The 19,634-nt window shown below is 38.4% G+C and carries 16 protein-coding genes; 5 read left to right on the top strand and 11 right to left on the bottom strand.

The window, feature by feature from the left end; translation table 11 throughout:
• Window positions 1–88 precede the first annotated feature (88 nt).
• Window positions 89–1,681: a lytic polysaccharide monooxygenase gene (locus ABD005_RS04070; protein WP_343815259.1), complete on the top strand. Its 1,593-nt coding sequence runs from the start codon at window positions 89–91 to the stop codon at window positions 1,679–1,681.
• A 74-nt stretch (window positions 1,682–1,755) separates the two neighbouring features.
• The gene (locus ABD005_RS04065) at window positions 1,756–4,380 is read left to right on the top strand and encodes a glycosyl hydrolase family 18 protein (RefSeq protein WP_343815256.1); all 2,625 of its coding nucleotides are present in this window, start codon (window positions 1,756–1,758) and stop codon (window positions 4,378–4,380) included.
• Between the two features lie 145 nt (window positions 4,381–4,525).
• Here ABD005_RS04065 and ABD005_RS04060 read toward each other — a convergent pair whose 3' ends face one another.
• The 7 genes from ABD005_RS04060 to ABD005_RS04030 all read right to left on the bottom strand — a co-directional run bounded on the left by ABD005_RS04060 (window position 4,526) and on the right by ABD005_RS04030 (window position 11,913).
• The gene (locus ABD005_RS04060; protein ID WP_343815253.1) at window positions 4,526–5,212 is read right to left on the bottom strand and encodes a 2OG-Fe(II) oxygenase; all 687 of its coding nucleotides are present in this window, start codon (window positions 5,210–5,212) and stop codon (window positions 4,526–4,528) included.
• Window positions 5,213–5,296: 84 nt separating this feature from the next.
• Entirely contained in the window at window positions 5,297–5,854 is a 558-nt protein-coding gene (locus tag ABD005_RS04055) for a phosphoribosyltransferase (protein WP_343815250.1), read from the bottom strand.
• A gap of 88 nt (window positions 5,855–5,942) precedes the next feature.
• Window positions 5,943–6,653, bottom strand: a complete 711-nt coding sequence (locus tag ABD005_RS04050) for a GNAT family N-acetyltransferase (RefSeq protein ID WP_343815247.1) — start codon at window positions 6,651–6,653, stop codon at window positions 5,943–5,945.
• 22 nt (window positions 6,654–6,675) lie between these two features.
• The gene (locus tag ABD005_RS04045) at window positions 6,676–7,152 is read right to left on the bottom strand and encodes a DMT family transporter (protein ID WP_343815244.1); all 477 of its coding nucleotides are present in this window, start codon (window positions 7,150–7,152) and stop codon (window positions 6,676–6,678) included.
• A gap of 2 nt (window positions 7,153–7,154) precedes the next feature.
• Window positions 7,155–7,781, bottom strand: a complete 627-nt coding sequence (locus tag ABD005_RS04040) for a nitroreductase family protein (protein ID WP_343815241.1) — start codon at window positions 7,779–7,781, stop codon at window positions 7,155–7,157.
• 113 nt (window positions 7,782–7,894) lie between these two features.
• Window positions 7,895–8,494 (bottom strand): Crp/Fnr family transcriptional regulator, encoded by a 600-nt coding sequence (locus tag ABD005_RS04035; RefSeq protein WP_343815238.1) that lies wholly within the window; start codon window positions 8,492–8,494, stop codon window positions 7,895–7,897.
• Between the two features lie 29 nt (window positions 8,495–8,523).
• Window positions 8,524–11,913, bottom strand: coding sequence for an ATP-binding protein (locus ABD005_RS04030; protein ID WP_343815235.1), 3,390 nt, complete (start codon window positions 11,911–11,913; stop codon window positions 8,524–8,526).
• Window positions 11,914–12,249: 336 nt separating this feature from the next.
• On the opposite strand from ABD005_RS04030, the gene ABD005_RS04025 reads away from it, so the two are divergent.
• Window positions 12,250–12,981, top strand: a complete 732-nt coding sequence (locus ABD005_RS04025; RefSeq protein ID WP_343815232.1) for a substrate-binding periplasmic protein — start codon at window positions 12,250–12,252, stop codon at window positions 12,979–12,981.
• A 50-nt stretch (window positions 12,982–13,031) separates the two neighbouring features.
• On the opposite strand, the gene ABD005_RS04020 is transcribed toward ABD005_RS04025, so the two are convergent.
• The 4 genes from ABD005_RS04020 to ABD005_RS04005 all read right to left on the bottom strand — a co-directional run bounded on the left by ABD005_RS04020 (window position 13,032) and on the right by ABD005_RS04005 (window position 16,433).
• Window positions 13,032–14,228, bottom strand: a complete 1,197-nt coding sequence (locus ABD005_RS04020; protein ID WP_343815230.1) for a BaiN/RdsA family NAD(P)/FAD-dependent oxidoreductase — start codon at window positions 14,226–14,228, stop codon at window positions 13,032–13,034.
• Between the two features lie 104 nt (window positions 14,229–14,332).
• Window positions 14,333–14,860 carry a non-heme ferritin gene (gene ftnA, locus ABD005_RS04015; protein ID WP_215981200.1) on the bottom strand — a complete coding sequence of 176 codons (528 nt, stop codon included), beginning with the start codon at window positions 14,858–14,860 and terminating at the stop codon, window positions 14,333–14,335.
• Between the two features lie 181 nt (window positions 14,861–15,041).
• Entirely contained in the window at window positions 15,042–15,515 is a 474-nt protein-coding gene (locus ABD005_RS04010; RefSeq protein WP_215981201.1) for a peroxiredoxin, read from the bottom strand.
• Window positions 15,516–15,611: 96 nt separating this feature from the next.
• Window positions 15,612–16,433 (bottom strand): class I SAM-dependent methyltransferase, encoded by an 822-nt coding sequence (locus ABD005_RS04005; RefSeq protein WP_252738997.1) that lies wholly within the window; start codon window positions 16,431–16,433, stop codon window positions 15,612–15,614.
• Between the two features lie 197 nt (window positions 16,434–16,630).
• Between ABD005_RS04005 and ABD005_RS04000 the strand changes: the two genes are divergently transcribed.
• Both ABD005_RS04000 and ABD005_RS03995 read left to right on the top strand, forming a co-directional pair.
• Window positions 16,631–17,320 (top strand): single-stranded DNA-binding protein, encoded by a 690-nt coding sequence (locus ABD005_RS04000; RefSeq protein WP_343815227.1) that lies wholly within the window; start codon window positions 16,631–16,633, stop codon window positions 17,318–17,320.
• 77 nt (window positions 17,321–17,397) lie between these two features.
• Window positions 17,398–19,626, top strand: coding sequence for an SHOCT domain-containing protein (locus tag ABD005_RS03995; protein WP_343815225.1), 2,229 nt, complete (start codon window positions 17,398–17,400; stop codon window positions 19,624–19,626).
• Window positions 19,627–19,634 lie beyond the last annotated feature (8 nt).

Genomic DNA, 19,634 nt, shown 5'->3' with positions numbered 1-19,634 from the left:
CGCCCACACTTCAACAACGAATCACAATTATTCATTACGTCAGTACAAGACCGTCATAAAACACATATTTTATGGCTAAGGGACAGTTATGCTTAAAAATCACTTAAATTATAAATCTGCCGCATTAAGTTTGGTACTTACCAGCGTTCTATGTGGCGCCAGCAATCAAGTATCGGCGCACGGTTACATGTATAGCCCTATGGCTCGCCAAGCTTTTTGTGAGCTTCAACAAGGGTACTGGTGGCCTGAAGATGGCTCAAATATTCCTAACGCCGCCTGTCGAGGCGCTTACTTAAGTTCAGGACATTTTCAATTTGTTCAGCAACATGAGTTTGCTGTTAATACGCGCGACTTTAATAACTTAGTTGAAGTACAAGCGAATATACCTAATGGCACTTTATGTGCGGGTGGCGATAGCAAGAAAAAAGGTATGGATATACCTTCACCACATTGGCAGCGTAGTGATGTAGTACCTAATGCCAATGGCGATATCAGCATTAAGTTTTTAGCCACTACTCCACATAACCCAAGTTTTTGGGAGTTTTATTTAAGTAATCCAAACTATGACGGTAACACCATGCCATTAACTTGGGATGATATTAACTTAGTGCAATCGCATGGCAATGTTGATTTTATTAAAGATGCTGACGGTAATCGTTTCTATGAAATGCAAGTCAATATTCCAGCAGACCGTGTTGGCGATGCCGTACTATATACCCGCTGGCAACGCGATGATGTTGTTGGTGAAGGCTTTTATAACTGTAGTGATATCACCATTGTTCGTGATGGTATTCAACCCGACACTTGGTTTGACGCAGGCTTTTATCTAAAACAAGGTCAAACCGCGGTTGCAGGCGAAAGTGTTAGTCTGCGCGTATTTGACGCAACAGGACAAGAGTTAGTCAGCCAACAACTCAATGTTACTGATAATAATCAAGCGACTTGGGCTAACGACTTAGCCGAAACACTTAATTTAAATTACGCTCACTTACTTAATATTGGCGTGAAAGACGCCCAAGATAATATTCAATTTGATCAAGCTAACTTATTAAGTAATGTTGTTTATTTAACTAGCCAAGATCATACTTTTGTACTTTCAGTGAAACCTGCAGCAGTTAATACTGCGCCTGTTGTACATGATATTGCCAACCTAATCATGGATGAAAGCACTAGTTCAGCCATTCATGTTCATGCTTTTGATGATGAACAAGCAAACTTAAACTTTACTTGGACGATTCCTAGCCCGCTGAGCTTTACTGGCAACGATGCCAATATTACGTTAAACGCACCAAGCGTTGAACAAGATACTGATTTCAACGTCAGTGTTGCAGTATCTGATGGCATGTTAACTACCACAAAAAACTTCACGGTAACCGTAAAAAATCTCGTTGTTGATCCAACAACTCCACCATGGCAAAGCGACATCGCCTATTCAACGGGCGATAAAGTAAGTTACGAAAACCAAGTCTATACCGCGAAATGGTGGAATAAAAACCAAGCACCGAGTAACAGCAGCGCATGGCAGTTAGAAACATCAACCGGCGGTGGCGCAACAATTTGGCGCGCCCAAAATGAATACAGCAAAGGTGCTGTCGTCAGTCATGAGCAAATCAGTTATCAAGCTAAATGGTGGACCAAAGGTGAAACTCCGGGCGCCAGTGCAGTTTGGCAGCAACTTTAATCATTAGGTTAACCAACAGAATCCCCCGCAACTAAAAAACGCTGAATATTCAGCACTTATAATAAGAGGTTATTATGTACAAAAAACTACTTACGGCGTGTGCAATTAGCACCGCACTCTCGTCATTACAAGTCAGTGCAGCTCCTGCTGCGCCAAGTATTGACTGGGCACCACAACATTACTCTTTCGTTGAAGTAAATCTTGAAGGGCTTGGCTCATATAAAGATTTAGTTACTGCCAAAGAAGTGGTTGATATTAGTATCAAATGGAACTCATGGAGCGGCACAGGCGGCGACAGCTACAAGGTGTATTTTGATAATACCGTAGTAAATCAGGGCACATTGGCAGCCGGTACTAAAAGTGGTGTTATTACTTTTCCTTATGACAAGTCTGGTCGCCATCAGCTAACAATTGAGCTATGTGAAGGCGCAGTTTGTGCCACTAGTGCACAAAAAGAAATTGTAATTGCCGATACTGACGGTGGTCATTTAGCACCACTTGCAATGAATATCGATCCTAATAATAAAACGTACCCTAAACAAATTGATAACGTAGTAGGTGCTTATTTTGTTGAATGGGGTATTTACGGTCGTGGCTACGATGTAAGCCAAATACCAGTAGATAACTTAACGCATATTTTATACGGCTTTATTCCAATTTGTGGCGCTAACGAGTCACTAAAAGAAATTGAAAATGGCAATAGCTGGCGTGCTTTAGAAACCGCTTGTGCTGGCTCGGCTGATTATGAAGTAGTAATACACGATCCGTGGGCTGCAATTCAAAAAGCACTACCGGGTATTAATGCTAAAGATCCAATTCGCGGTACTTACGCACAATTAATGGCGTTAAAACAACGCAACCCAGATTTAAAAATTCTTCCATCTGTAGGTGGCTGGACTTTATCTGACCCTTTCTATGGCTTTACTGAAAAAGCTAATCGTGACGTTTTTGTTGCCTCAATGAAAACCTTCCTAAAAACATGGAAGTTCTACGATGGTGTTGATATTGACTGGGAATTTCCAGGTGGAAACGGCGCGTCTCCAACATTAGGTGACCCAGTTAATGATGGTCCAGCTTATGTGGCTTTGATGCAAGAGTTACGCACCATGTTAAACGAGTTAGAAGCAGAAACAGGTCGTACTTACGAACTAACTTCAGCTATCGGCTCGGGCTATGACAAAATTGAAGACGTAGATTACGCTGCAGCAGCACAATTTATGGATTACATTTTTGCCATGACTTATGACTTCTTTGGCGGTTGGAACAATGTAACTGGTCATCAAACTGCCTTAAATTGTGGTAGCCATATCAGTGTTGATGAATGTAATGGCACTGGCTTAGACGATGAAGGTAATCCACGTAAAGGTCCTGCTTATACTATTACTAATGCGGTAGACTTATTACTCGCTCAAGGCGTACCAGCAAAACAAATTGTTGTAGGTACCGCAATGTACGGCCGTGGCTGGGAAGGTGTAACACCTGAAAATGCCACTATTTTAGACAACCCTATGACAGCTCCAGGTAACGGAAAACTTACCGGCACGAGCGCACAAGGAGTATGGGAAGCTGGTGTAATTGACTACAAAGGTGTTGCTCAACACATGGTTGGCGCTAATGGTACTGGCGTTAATGGTTTTGAAGTAGGTTACGATGAAATTGCTGAAGCTGCTTACGTGTGGAATAAGCAATCAGGAAAGTTAATCACTTACGATAGCCCTCGCTCAGTAATTGCCAAAGGTGAATACGTTACCACAAATGGTTTAGGTGGTTTATTTGCATGGGAAATTGATGCAGATAATGGCGATATTCTTAATGCTATGCATGAAGGTTTAGGTGGCACGGGTGGTCCAACAAATAAAAAACCAGTAGTTAGTTTAGCGAGTAGTTTTTCAGTGAATGCTGGCGAAGTTATTACCATTTCAGCAAGTGCAACCGATGCTGATAACGACCCACTCACTTATAGCTGGACTGTTGATAGCGCATTAACAGCAACAGCAACCGATACTGCCAATGTTGTTATTACGGCAAGTAATGTGACTCAAACTACTAGTTACCCAGTAACGGTTACAGTATCTGACGGTACAGCAAATGTTAATAAGTCAGCAATGTTAACTGTTGTTGCTCCATCTACAGGTAACACTGCTCCTGTTGTCGCGGTTATTAGTGATGTTAGCGTAGAAGAAAACATGCAAACAAGCATTGCTGTTTCTGCAACTGATGCTGATAACGATAGCCTAACTTACACTTGGCAAGTACCTGCAGGCCTAACGCTAGCAGGTTCAGGTGCTAATGTAACGTTAACGGCAGCAGAAGTGACTGCTGATACTAACTTTACCGTGAGTGTTGATGTGAGTGACGGAACTGCAACAACGTCACAAAGCTTTACTGTAACAGTCACCAATAAAGGTACTGGTGGTGGCACTGGCACATGGGATAGCAGCAAAATTTATAACACAGGTGATACTGTTGTTTATAATAATGTGACTTACAAAGCTAACTGGTGGACTAAAGGTGAACAGCCTGATCAAAGCGCAGCATGGTCTGAAGTTATTCCAGACGATGGTCAAGTAAGAGCTTGGCGTGCAGATTTAGTTTACAACGGCGGTGATAAAGTAACGCACAATGGCGTAAATTATAGCGCTGGCTGGTGGACTAAAGGTGAAGAGCCTGGTGTTGCTGGTGTTTGGAAAGTACTTTAATATTGCCGTTAATGAATGACATTAACTACTAAGGTTAATGACTGACGTTAATTTAAATATTAACCAATAACTAAATTTTCTAATGAAAAAGTAAAGCGCGGCTGTAATGAACAGCCGCGCTTTTTTATTATTTAACCTATTACCGCTAACTTGGCGGGTCAATATTATTAGCAATGCTATTATTTAAGCGGAACCACCCTGCAATAGAGTAGCGATCACATTTAGCAGGTAATACTTCATGCGGAAATTCCTCACTTAAAAAAACGACCATAGTGCCAAAACTTGGCGTTACCTTAATAATATGATCATCAATAATCCCGCTGTTGATTTGCTTGTCATCATAAATCACTAGTTCTCCGCCATTATCGGCAACCCAATGTTGATTCAGATAAACCACCACAGACAAAACACGGTTTCCTTCGCCGGTAAATGCATCTTTATGCTTTTTATAAAAATCACCTTTAGCATAATGCGCAAAATGACTTTCAAATGAGAATAACCCCAAAAATAAGCGCCGATTTAAATACGCTTGCAACGATTGCGTCCATTTTATCCAAGCGCTCCCTGCAACAGAGTTTCCGGTAATCCAACATATCTCGTCAGTGCGAACAAAGTCATTAATAATATGATCTTGTGCCCTACCAATACCCGCTCGCTTAAACTGCTGTTCAGGTAATTCGGTGACCTGCTCTAATAATAGCTGCGCTAAATGTTCAGGTAATGCATAAGGGCGAATACTATAACCTTTAGTACTAATATCATCTGAAATTGATTCAAAAAGCGAGGTATCGGTACTATCAGTATCGACCGTAAATTGAGGTTGAAGCAACATGCTGTTGGCTTAAAAAAGGGAAAGTGCGCCATAGTATCATTAGAATAAAAAACTGGTGAGTTTTAATGCGTATCACCACAAGAATTATTCAAATAATTCCAAAACATTCACCAAATCAGACTTACCGTTTACTATTTCATCAGGAGTTAACCCTGAAATTTCGTGTGGAAACACTAACCACTCGTCAGATTCGTGTAAGTAATAATCTGGGATTAGAGCCACTTTGTTGTTTTGTGGCTTAAACCAAGGGCATGCAATACGTAAGTCTTGCGGCATGTTTTTACGCATTTGTAGTTGTAACTGTGTAATAAGCGCTTGTACGCTCTGCCCAGAATCAAAAACATCGTCGACAATTAAAATACTGTCATCGGCGTTGGCTTGTTCCACAATATAATGCAGTCCATGCACCGTGATTTCTTTCTTTTGTTGATTAATACCTTGATAAGATGAAGTACGCACTGCTATATGATCTGCACTGACTTTTTTAAAGTCAAAATACTCTTGTACCGCAATACCTATAGGCGCACCACCACGCCAAATACCAATAATAAATTGTGGGCGAAAGCCATCTTGATATACTTTAGCCGCCAGCCGAAAAGAGTCTTCCATCAGTTGCTGCGCGCTAATAAATACTTTGTTCATTAATGGTATTTCCTCAGTGTAAATAACCAACCATAATAACTGACTAAGTAAACTATAAACAATTATTCATGCGTTTAGCTCAGGTAAATTACTCTCTTACCCAGCTGTTTAATTTGGCGAGGGCTTTAAAGCCCATTTTTTCATATAAATGTAAACCCGCTTGGGAGGCTTGCAAACTCACATAATGGCAGCCTTTATCTTGTGCCTGTTTAAGTAAATACGTCATTAGCTTTGCTGCTACGCCCATTTTTCTATAATTAGGTACGGTACCAAGTTGGTGAATACCTAAGGTATCACCGCTTTGGTAGCTAATCGCAGTTCCTGCAATTTCGCCGTTAATGATATAAGCTAATACTCTCGTGTTAGTATCCTTTAGCAAGCCTTGTACAACATTAGCATCAATGTCATAGCCGAATGCTAAACCACAAGCCTCAGCCCAACATAAAGCACTATCATCTTTATTCAGCTTTTTAATAACTACGCCATTTTCTTCAACACCATCACTGTGGGTAGCTGAGTGTGCCCTGACATTATTCATTTTTAAAGTCATCACCACTAAATGGCTTTTAAGCTTGAAACCTATTAAAGGTAAATCACTCTGATCAACAGTAGTAAAAACATTGCCTTGGTTACTACCCGTTAATAAAGTTTCGGTAAGTGCTTTATTAGGTAAAGTAAAATCGGCTTGCCATTGTTTATAAGGCCAGCTTTGATGGCTGAAAATACCCTCTTTATGACTGGCATTTAATTGCTGCCAAAACTGATTTAGGTTAGCTAAATTACGATCTAGTTCCTTCATAAATTTATTCCTTATTTATTAGTTATTCCTTGTTAATGAGCACAATAGCGATCACCAGTAATATTGTGCCTATCAGTTTATCTAATGACATTATTTTCACTGGGCTATCAAATAATCCAAAGTGACTGATTAACATCGCCATTAGTATTTGTCCGGTCAGGGCATAACTCATCATATTGCCAACGCCCATTTTAGGGATTAAAAAATAAAAACTCCCGACGCCAATCACACTAAAAATAAAAGACAACCACAAATACCAAGGTACAGTGCTCATATTCTTACTGAGCGATACCAACATAGTACTTTGGTCAGAGAAAATCTGCTTGCTCCCCCCTAAATAAAGTACCAATAGCGACACCAATAAAAAGCTACTCAAAAATGCATAACTTGTTGCGATTAAACTGTTATGTAGCAGTTTACCAAGCTGTGCATTCATTGCTGCTTGTATAGCAATACAAACACCTGCAGAAAAAGCTAGCCCAATGAAAATGTTCACCATTATTACATGCTCATAACAAGTTGATCGCGCGTTAAACGGTGTTTGGGTCGTTGCGCGCTACTATCATCTGCGGCACGTATACCCACGGGACATAAAATAGCAGCACTTAACCCTTGTTCGTGTAACTTAAGAGCTTGGTTAATACCTACGCTATCAAAGCCAGTCATGGGGCAAGCATCAATTTCATTAGCAGCGGCATAAGTGAGTAAGGTGCCTAAAGCGATATAACATTGTTGTTCAGCCCATTGGCTTTGTTGCTGTACTGTTCGGCTTAATAAATCATGCTCAATTTGAGTTTGATACTGCTGTAATACGCTCACAGGTTTATTCTGCGTCAGCGCTAACTGCGCAATAAAGTGACGAATATTGGCTGTCGTCACTTCAGTCTGATGAGCAAATACTAATAAATGCGAACAGTTTACGACTTTATTTTGGCCATAACTATGGGTTAAGCAAGCCTGCTTAACCTCGTCGCGCGTAATAACAATAAGTTTATATGGCTGAATTCCGTATGAAGCAGGGGCTAAACGAACACTTTCAATTAAACCAGAAAGCTGCGTTTGTGATAGGGTTTGTGGCGAAAATTCGTTTACGGCATAACGCCAATTAAGGGCATTGATTAATGACATAGTATATCTCCAAGTGACTATGTCTGTAGTTTACGAAAGTTAAAATGCTGATGCCTTTACATATGTTGATATAAGCTAAAACAAGCAATGTATTTCAAATGGTTAACCTGAACTCAGGTTAGTGATGCTGTAGATAGGCTTTTTTTAATTCGACTTAGTTGAGTGGCTGTTATACCTAAATAGCTAGCAATATGGTATTGAGGTAAACGTGGTAATAAGGTGTGATAGTCTGCTAAAAACTTGAGGTAACGCGCTTTGGCTTCGTATTGTAAGTAACTTATTTCTTTAGGCTCTTTTTCTAATAGCCAGTGCTTTTCAAGATAGTGAATATGAAAAGCCATTAAGTCCGAGTCATTAAATAGCGCGGCTCTGAATTGTTGATAGTTAATTTCAACCACCTGACAATGCTCCATGGCTTCAATCGCAATGGTAGTTGGCTCACCGTTAAGTAAAGCACTCATACAGCCAGGGAAACGGCCTTCTGCAAAGAAATTTTTATTATATTCATGGCCGTCGTCATCAATAACGTAAGCGCGCATTAAACCTTGGTGAATAAACATAAAGCTTTTTAGGCGTTCACCTAGGCTATATAATATTTCCCCTTTGGCTATTTCTTTTATTGAACAACACGCCAAGTAAGCCTGCCACGCTTTATCTGATAAAGCGTAGTACTGGTTAAGGGTTGTTAGTAAATGCTGATATGCTGATGACATAACTAATTTATCGCCAATTAAATAAATAACTAACCTTCAACAATAGTAATAAGTTTTTGATATTCAATATCTAACTCATTAATAAGTTGCTGACAATGCAATAAATCATTTTGTTTCGTTGCACTTTCAATATCACGTAAAATAACTTGTAATTTGGTAGCACCAATATTACCTGCTACCCCTTTAAGTTCATGACTAAGCTCTTTAATAGAAGCAAGATCATGTTCCTCAATATTCTTCCTTAATGTGGATAGCATCTCTGGAGTATCTTCAATAAACATATCGAGCAAGCTAGTATAAAGCGCTTCATCGCCAAGCAGGCGCTCTAACGCATCGGCTTTATCTAGAGATAAGGGAGTATCTACTGCGCCTACAGCATTATTATTTTTATTTATTTGACTGTTTTGCTGAGCAAGAGTATCGGGGTCAATAAAATCGTTTAAGATAGAGTACAGGCGATTACTCTCAATAGGTTTTGTTAAATATTCACTCATACCTAGCGCTAAACATTTTTCACGCTCCCCTGACATAGCATTAGCGGTGAGCGCAATAATAGGCGTAGTAATATAAGAATCACCTGCTTCACCAGCTCTAATGCGACTCGTTGCCTCATAACCATCCATAATTGGCATTTGACAGTCCATCAACACCGCAGAAATAAACACACCGTCTTGTGCGGCAATAATCAGTTTCTCAAGTGCCTCAACGCCAGAATTAGCAACAATAACCTTAGCATTTACCGCCGCAAGTAAATGGCTGGCAATTTTAACGTTAATATAATTATCATCAACAACCAAGTATGTTTTATGAGCTAAGTTAGGGTAATCAATATTTTCATTAAGGGGCTGCTCTGGCTTGAACATATCTAACAAAGCAGTATCACTAGAAAATAGTCGTAAAACGGAGAGTAATTTTGTTGGGCGGTTCAAAAAAGCCAGAGAGTGCTTGATATGACCATGATTTTCTAAATGTCGAGAAAGCAAAATAGTGTTAGCGAGTGTTTTTTCATCCTCTTTAATATGTTGATATTGAGCATGATGACAATCAACAATTAAATATTGTGCTTGCTCATTCACAATAGTCCCACCAAGTAAACGGACAACATTAGCCCACTTTTTCTCTAAAAATGGGCTACATAAAAATAACTGAAATGATTCTCCGTTTAAAACACCAACATTATTAATTAGCTGCGTATTAAGCATTTCACAATCGATATAAAAAGAAAAAGTACTTCCTTTTCCTTTCTCTGATACTACAGAAATATCACCGTCCATTAATTCACATAACTGCTTGCTAATAGATAATCCTAATCCCGTACCGCCAAATTCTGAGGCAATAGTGTTATTTTCTTGTGCAAAAGATTGAAAGAGTTTCTGCTGATTCTCTTTAGCGATACCAATACCAGAATCTATTATCTCGACCTCTAACCTCACTTTATTAGCAACTAAAGAAGTACGCGCGGCAACATAAACACCACCATGCAAAGTAAACTTTAAGGCATTACCAATTAAATTATTTAGTATTTGTATCAGTCGACCAGCATCTGTATTTAAGTGGCTATATTGTACTGCGGTTATATCGACATCTAAATCAATTCCTTTACTCACCGCTTGGGGTGAAAGTGCAATAACGCTATCTTCAATTAAATTGATGACATTGCATTCGTCTTCGGTAATTTCTAGCTTGCCTGCTTCTATTTTTGACAGGTCCAAAACATCATTAATTAACACCGCGAGTGAATTAGCACTTGAGTCCATCATTGTTAATAACGAACCAACATGCTCTGAGTGCGGCTCTTGTGAAATTAAATCTAATGAACCTAAAATACCATTTAATGGAGTTCTCATTTCATGGCTAATTGTTGAAACAAATTTGCTTTTAATATTAGAGGCATTAATAGCATTTTTACGCTCTTTTTCTAATTCCGCTGTACGTTCTGTTATTTGTTCTTCTAAAGAAGCATTAATATCTTTAATCTCTTGTTCGTATTTAAGTTGTTCTGAAATATCCTGAATAAATAAAGCAGTGCCTATAGTTTGATTATTCTCATCGACTATTTGAGAAAATTTAACACGCAGTACATCCTTATTATTTGACGCTTTAATAGTAAAATGATGATTGTCACTTTCAATTAAAGCTGGAAATGCCAACGACTCCTTAAACTCCTCAACAAAATCAATCACGTCTGTTAGAGGTAAACCTATTTTAGAGCGGTTTAACTCAGGAAAAAAATCAGCCGCGGCCGTATTATAACTTTCAATTTCATATTTTTTATTAATAGCAATAATGCCATCTGATGCACCATGAATAATCGCAGCAAATTCGGTACGGGTTTTTTTTAACTGTGCAGCGCTTTTAATATAAAACAGTAAAATTAGGGTAATAATGATAAAAATAACAAAAATGATAGAAAAGTATCCCAAGTTGGCTAAACGCTTTTCTAATAATAATTCGTCAAAATTACTCTCACTAATTGAATTGATAAAAGTAAATTGCGTAGCACCACCACTGCTAATAGGAGCAAACCGTAGATCTCTAAACAGTGAAATAAATCTATTTTGTCCATTCTCATAGTAAATTAGTTTAAGGGGGTATTGATGCCAAGGCTCACTCTTAAACAACCGTTCCCAAGACAGCTCTGGTGCTAAGTCTTTAGTAAATATATAACGCTCGTCAGTATGCTCAATAATGTTGCCATCTTGATCTAACATAGAAAAATTGGCTTTCGCAGCACCACTAATACTTTGTAACTCTTTCAACAAGTCTGCAACCAATACATTGGTAATGACGAAAGCATACAAATCATTATCATCATTATAAACAGGTACCGCAAAACGAATAGTAGGTTTAATCGGGTATTCTATAACACCATTTTCACGGTTAAGGTTAAGCTCTGATGTGTAAATACTTCGCTCGGCTAACTTAATAGTTTCTTTAAAGTATTCAGTGGACCCTTTATTTTGTAGTTTAGCTTGAGGAATACGTTTTATATTTTGACCTATTTTATCAACGCGTACTAATTCAAAGCCAGTTTTAGCGTCAATTAGCCTCACTTGCGAAATTGCAGGGTAATTACTCACTAACGATGTAAATATAATGGACAACCTTGTCGCCCAAATATCAGTTTTAGTACCATCAACAGGATCAATGCCATTATTTCGCTGTGCACGGCTTATTCCTTGTATAGGAGGTGTATCTAACAGAAAAGATAAATGGAGGTGTTGGGTATTTATGAAGTCATCAAAAACGTTTTTTTGCTCTCGAAAAGTGTCACTTAATTGATTAGCTATCGATTTTTCCAAAGTGCTAATTAGCTTATTATCCTGAACCTTTAAAATTATTCCTACCGCAACTGCGAAAATAATAACCAATAATGGTATTAATAACTTACTCGTATTTTCAGGAGTTTTTATATTCATTCTTTCCCTTGTAAGTAATGTATAGGTACTGACTCTCTACTTTGCTTACTTTAGCACTATACATAATTGATACCTTTATGAAGTATTAACTATAACCTCAAATGCATGATTTGCTAACTAAAGTAAGGCATTAATTAATGCGATATCGCATATCTTTAGCAAAACACTACTTTCGAACTTTCCAAAAACACTAGCTGTTTGTTTTTGATAGCATTAGTTAATTAAAATATTCAACACACCATTGCTTTATTCGACTATAGTTATTTCATGTTTTATTTTTATTAAAATAACTACTGTATATCTATGCGATTACATTTATTTATATTAGCTATTAGTTTGTTAAGTTCCTTTTCGTGTCTAGCAGGTAAAAAGATTACTATTGCCTGTGGAGATGCGCTTGCTCCTTGGGTAATGCCCGAAAAAAATAATGGGATCATTTTTTCGCTCATACAAGAAGCATTAGCACCTGCTGGCTATGAGCTGGAAATGCTTTATTACCCTTACGCCCGACGAATAAAATCCTACCAATTTGAGGATGTTGATGCCGTATGTGATATTAATGAAAAGACATTAGCCATAGAAAAGCTTGAGGGTTTCTTGTCTGATGAAGCTTACGCCTACGAAAACTTTGCTTATGCGCTCAAAAAAAATCACTTTCAATTCTCTCACCTTAACGACTTAGTGTTACATTCAGTGATGTCTTGGCAAGGAGCTGTAGAACATTTGGGGGGGGCTTATGCTGAAATGGCTAAGAAAAACCCTTTATATAGGGAAAACAATAGTCAAGAATTACAAGTAGAGCTGCTGTTTTTGGAGCGTTTTGAAGTAATACAAATAGATCAGCACATTTTTGATTATTACCGCCTTAAAGTTGCAAGCGAAAGTAATATAGATACCTCTAAGCTAGTCGATAAATTCCCACTCTTTGGTAAAAGCCCTAATGGTATTTTATTTCGTGAAGAGCATATTAAAGACTTGTTCAATAAAGGCTTAAAAGCACTGAAACAAAGTGGCCGTTATGACAAAATATTTGATTTGTACTCCTCCAACAACTTCCCTGATATGTAATATCAAAACCTGAACAGCCTAAACATTAAATAATTGTGTAGTAACAATAATCAAACAGCTTGTCCGCAAGCATAACCACTTGCCCAGCAAAATTGAAAATTATAGCCCCCGAGCCAACCAGTAACGTCAATCACTTCGCCAATAAAAAATAAGCCTGTTTGTTTTTTACTTTCAAAGGTTTTGCTCGATAGTTCATCGGTATCAACACCACCTAAGGTTACTTCAGCGGTTCTATAACCTTCTGTGCCGTTCGGCTTTATCTGCCATGCATGTAAGTATTCACTTAACGCTGAAATATCATGGTGATTAAGTTGCTTTATTGGTTTATCAGCAATAACGCCGTCTTTAACCAACACATCAACAAAGCGTTTTGGTAGTAAAGTCGCGAGTAAATTTTTAACCGATTTCTGACCTTGCTCACTTTGCCAATTTATTAACACCTCATTGAGCTTGTGCTCAGGTAATAAGTTAATGGTTACCGCTTGTCCTGCACGCCAAAAAGAAGATATTTGTAAAATAGCAGGGCCTGATAAACCGCGATGGGTAAATAAAATATTTTCTTTAAACATCACGCCATTTTCGCTGGTAACTTCGGTCAATAAGCTAATGCCTGATAAACCATCAAAGCGCTGTTTATCGTGATCATGCAAGGTAAAAGGTACCAGTGCAGCAACGGTATCAAGTACATTCAAGTCAAACTGTTCCGCAATTTTATAACCGATTGGTGAAGCGCCCAATTTAGGCATAGTTAAACCACCTGATGCCACTACCAGTGATTGACATTGATAGCTTTTATCATGAGTTTTTACGATATAGCCTGATGTTTTTTCGTCTTGCAATGGAGTTACTGACAATACTTCGCTGCGCAAATTAATTTCTACGCCAGCCCATTCACATTCGGTCATTAAAATATCAACTAAATCTTGTGCGCTGTCATCACAAAACAATTGCCCTAATGTTTTATGGTGGTAATTCAAGCCATGGCGATCGACTAAATCAATGAAGTCTTGTGCCGAATAACGGCTTAATGCCGATTTAGCAAAGTGAGGGTTTTGGCAAAGGTAGTTTTCTGGTGTGGCATTTTCATTGGTAAAATTACAACGACCACCGCCACTAATCAGCACTTTACGCGCAGGTTTTTTACCCATATCAACTACTACAACGCTTTTACCACGATAGCCCGCAGTTGCAGCGCACATTAAACCTGCCGCGCCAGCACCAATTATTAATACATCTGTAGTGATCAAGATAAAACCTTTATGAGTAAACGCTATTTATAATGGCGCCATTATAATGCGAATACAAAAAAAGGGCTATTAAGCCCTTTCGTTACAGTCGATAAAACCGTTTATTATGGGTTTGCGCCAGTCATAATGCTAGTGCTACCACTTTTAGCCAACTCAGCTAAGTCTTTATCAACGAAGAATAAAGCGTGGCCGTCGTTACCCACTAAGTTAATTTTATCTAAAATACCTTTAAATAATGTTTCTTCTTCATGTTGCTCGGCAACATACCACTGTAAAAAGTTAAAGGTTGAGTAGTCTTGTCCAGTAAATGCTTCATGCGCAAGTGAGTTAATACGGGCCGTAATTAAACACTCGTGTTCATAGGTTAATTGAAACAACTGCCCTAATGTATCAAATTGGTGAGGTGGAGCCTCAATAGCACCAATAATTGGTAATGCACCCGTTTCGCTAACATACGTAAATAAACGATTCATGTGGTCTATTTCTTCATTCGCGTGTTTACGTAAAAATTCAGCTGCGCCTGCAAAACCTTTTTCTTCACACCAAGCACTCATTTGTAAGTACAAGTTTGAAGAGTAAAATTCTAAATTAAGTTGTTGATTTAATTTTTCTACCATTTCAGCTTTTAACATGGGTTCGCCTCATAATTTCAATTGCGGCAATTGTGCCTTAAAAATAACACGACCTCAAGTTAAAAGATGTAACACAATAAATAAAAACCAATAAAAACAATACATTAATAATGTTAATCGTTTTCATTAAACTTTCGTGTTACACCTTGTTTATCACTTACAATTGGCATTACGCCATTTGTTATAAAAGAGCTAATAGCGCTTCAGCTTTGCTAACTTCAAATGATTTTGGCGCTTCAACATTAACACTACTCACTGTTCCATTATCAATAATTAAAGCGTAACGCTGAGAGCGTATACCACCAAAAGCGGCAGTATCCATAGTTAACCCTAGCGCTTTCGTGTAACTGCCATCACCATCAGCTAGCATCATAATGTTTTCAGCATTCTGGGCTTCACCCCATGCATTCATCACAAAAGCATCATTGACTGATAAACAGATAATGGCATCAACCCCTTTGGCTTTAAACTCATCCGCTAATACCACATACCCTGGTAAATGCGTCTCAGAGCAAGTTGGTGTGAATGCCCCCGGAACAGCAAATAATACGACTTTTTTATTAGCAAATAATTCCTCGGTATTGTGAATAATGGTTTCACCATTTTTTCGTTGCTGTAATTGCCCTTCTGGCATAGCGCTGTTTACTTGGATCATAAAATACCTTAATTTTTCGTCTGTGGTTTTTGTTAAAATAATAGTAGTAATACAGGGTAGTGCTTAATACTGTTAAGTGCTAGTAAGCATTTGTGATCACAACTTAGGAATTGCTTGTTTAACATAAACATCAAAGCGATTTTTTTTCATATTAATGCTCATTGAAGGCTTTTTATTGTCAAGCGGTGGGGCATAGCTAGGTCTTTTAACAACAACGCGATATTTAGCTAACGCTAAGGCTGGCTCAAGTAGATTGTCTGCATCTAAGTCTTCACCGACGAGTGATTGAAATATACGCATTTCTTTTTTCACCGCAGCTGACTTTTCACGATGAGGAAACATAGGGTCTAAATAAACCACATCGGGCGTAGTCGCCAAACTCATGCTCTCAATAGATGAAGCATGAATAAGCTGCATGTTATTAGCAATATCATTCACTTCACTATTCAATTTGGCGCGTTCAATACCGTCATCTAACAGCGCAGCAACTACTGGCATACGCTCCATTAAAGTAAGTTGGCAGCCTAGGCTTGCTAAAACGAAAGCGTCACGCCCCAAACCTGCAGTGGCATCTAATACGTGCGGTGTAAAACCATGTTTTAAACCGACTGCTTTAGCAATATCTTGCCCTCGACCGCCGCCAAATTTGCGACGATGCGCAACAGCCCCTTCAACAAAATCAACTTTGATTGCGCCAAGTTTTGGTTCATCTAACTTACATAACTCTAAGGTGTGACAGTTCACTTGCAGCAAAAAATCTAATGCTGGCTGTTTAGCGGCTGCAGCTACATCACCTAAATAAGGGAATTGCCACTTGACTGCAATTCGTTTGGCTTGCTCGCTGTCAACTGAGTCAACATAAGCAACAGCAATATTGGTTAATTTACTGTCGTTAAACTCTGGGGCTGCTTGGCTCATTAACTTCCTATATGCTTATCGAGAAAGGATAAGATTTTTTGATTAGACTCTAGAATATTAGCTTCATTATAAAAGCCATGGCCTTCTTTGTCTTTTACTAAGCCAATATATTTCACGATTAATACTTGCTCGATTCAAAATGCAAAGCGATAATACTTAAAATACAATGTATTACTTATCTTTAATTAGGTTCAATTTTGCCATTATCAAGCGCTATATCTCAGCAAAGTTCGCCTCAACTTTGCACTGTAAGTTTATTAGGTAATTTAGTCGCAAAACCCGATATTCGTTACAAAGCGAATCCAGTTGTTGCGATTACTGAAATTGTACTGGCCACTACCAGTAAATGGTTAGATAAAAAAACCAACACCTATAAAGAATGGACTAGCTATCATCATGTTAAAGTTGAAGGTGACTTAGTTGAGCAGTCATTACTTCATGCTAACAAAGGCGATGTGGTTTTAGTTCATGGCTACTTAAGTAATATCAAACCTGCAACGAGTAAAGACGCAAACAGTGAGCACCCTGCAATTGTGCATGCGAGCTTTATTCAGCAATTTCCTAAAGGTTACATTCAATCTATTAACCAAATTCACTGTAGTGCCACGTTAACCTCTACGCCACAATTAATGCTTACTGAACATAACAAGCATTTCACCCAAGCAGACGTGGTAATTAAGCATGATGCTTATAGTGCTGAAAAGCAGGAATGGTTAACCACTTCAATAGAGCGAGCAATACATATTTGGGGAAAACAAGCGCAATATTTAGCAGAACATGCGACTACTGGCGATGAATTAGTGATTGAAGGAAAGCTTAGCTACACCAGCAACACGCAAAAGTCACAATTTATTGAAGTCATAAAGCTACATCTATTTAAAAAATGATACTTTTGTTATTATAATAAATTCACTAAGCCCAATACGGACTATTTGGCACAATCAGCACGGATACTCGTTAACATATGTCGAGCATACCCAAAATTTTTAACACCGAACAACTGCGTTATTTTTTCTTACTGTTGTTTGTGATTTTTTTGCTTTCAATAGTGTTATTTACGCCTTATTCTCGTGCGTTTGACACAAGCAATAATAATTCAGCAATAACTCGCTATATTTCAAATCATACCCTGCAACTTTCCAAAGCTAATGAGATAGGCGTACAGTCATGGGAGCACTTAATTGCTCATCCAGGGAAAAGCTCACAATATTTTGCTGGCCACCTCAGTGGTAAAATTTATTTGGTTGAGCAAAGCAATGAACAAAACGCAAAACTATTGCTCGACTTAGCTAAAATACATAAAAATACTGTTAGTCTCAACGCAGTTACACTACACCCCAATTTTTTATTAAAAGATGAGCCAGGTTATAAAACCTTTTATACCGCTCACACAGAAAGTACCGACAAAACCGTAAACACCTTACGCATTGAAGACAATCAAGCCGCTCCAACAAGTAGTGCCGACGCGGTAATTATCGAGTGGCAGCTTAGCTCTATGACTAGCGCTAAAGTCGATACTACCACCAAACGAGAAGTTGTTCGTATCGCTTTAGCCAATGTTAGTGACACCGTTACGCAATTGAGTTTTCATCCTGACCGAAAACCCTGGGATGAAGATTTTGGTTTATTATATATTGCTTTAAATGGTACGGAGTCTCTTACTAGTCACCCCCTATATTCAGGGACTATATTACGCATCATTCCTAATCAATTTGGCTTACGTAGTTATAGTGTGCCGACAAATAATCCCTACCTAAATAACAGCAAGATACACAATAGTATTTTTCTTGTTGGCGCTCAAAAAGTTCAACAATTTGTGTGGCCTAAAAAACATAATGATCAATTAGTTATTTCTCACCATTATCACAACCCAAAAATAGCGAAAGGAGAAAAACAACAGCTTTTATCATTAAGTTTAGGTGGTGAGGATTGGCGTTTTTCTCCTCCAACACACATAATTTATCAAGATAATAGTTTACTAACTAAGAACAGCATTATTAGTTATAAAGGCCGCAGCGCTAAAAATTTACGCAATAAAATATTAATGTTGCATAGCCAGCCTCAGTGGCATTTACGTTCAGTGAAGCTTAGTACGCAAGACCCCTACGACGATGATGAAAGCTTATCATCAACACTTGAGTGGCAGCTACCAAACGATATCTCACCCAAAAATACTGTAATGTTATTTGAAACAGCGGAGTCTGAATTACTCCTGTTAAACACAAAGAGTGGCGCTGCACATCAATTACTACAATCAGCAAGTACTGCCACAACCAAACTAGCTGAATCATCTAGTACGGGTATATTTACCTATCTATTATTCGCATTAATCGCTTGCTCGTTAGTGGTATTGATGTTTTATCGTATTCAAATCAAAAAGCTTTCTGCAAAAACGCTTGTACGTAAACAATATGCTCGTATGGTACTGAGCACTGATTTAGCAACCCTGTCTTTATATAAACGTCACCACCGTGAAAGTAGCCGCTCTATTAAGTTGTGTAATATAAGCGCTTGTCAAATATTACTAGGTGATGATGTGATCAATACCATTGATAATGAGAGTAGTGAACATGGCTTTAGTGACCAACACGAGCAAGCATTACGTGATATTTTTCAACGTGAACAAACAGACAAAATGGTTGATGGTAAAGTACGTAAAATTAGTTTATCCATTAGTGAGCCGCAAAAAATTAACGCGACTGTGTGCCTATATTTACGTAAGGGCAGCGACCGTATTACTAAAAAAGGTTACTTCGTTGTAATAGATGAGCTAATAGATTGGTGCTGGTTAATTGCTAACACTATTAATGCGAGCAATACGGGCACGCGTGCGCCTTTACCTAATAAAAACACCATTCCAGCCCAACCAACTATGATTACTGACACCGCGCCATTACATCAACAAGCAGATACATTACGCCCAACAGTGCATGTTGAAAAGGCCAATTTAAGTAATCAGGAAAGCTTAGCTCCCACTAATAACGCCTTTAGCGCTGACGACCTCAATACTGACAGTATTAATAAAAATGATCGCAGCACTATAACCAAAGCAAGTGAACCTGGTGTTATTGATACCGAGTTGGTTAATGCATTAGAAAAGCTAGTACAACTAAATAAGCAAGGTTTTTTAAGCGCCGATGAATTTGCTCAGGCCAAAGCGAAACTACTCAGTAGCTTAATCGATACTAATTAGTGATAGCA

The sequence above is a fragment of the Colwellia asteriadis genome (genome assembly GCF_039523295.1).
GTDB classification, from domain to species: Bacteria; Pseudomonadota; Gammaproteobacteria; order Enterobacterales; family Alteromonadaceae; genus Colwellia; species Colwellia asteriadis.
This window is presented reverse-complemented; position numbering and strand designations above follow the sequence as displayed.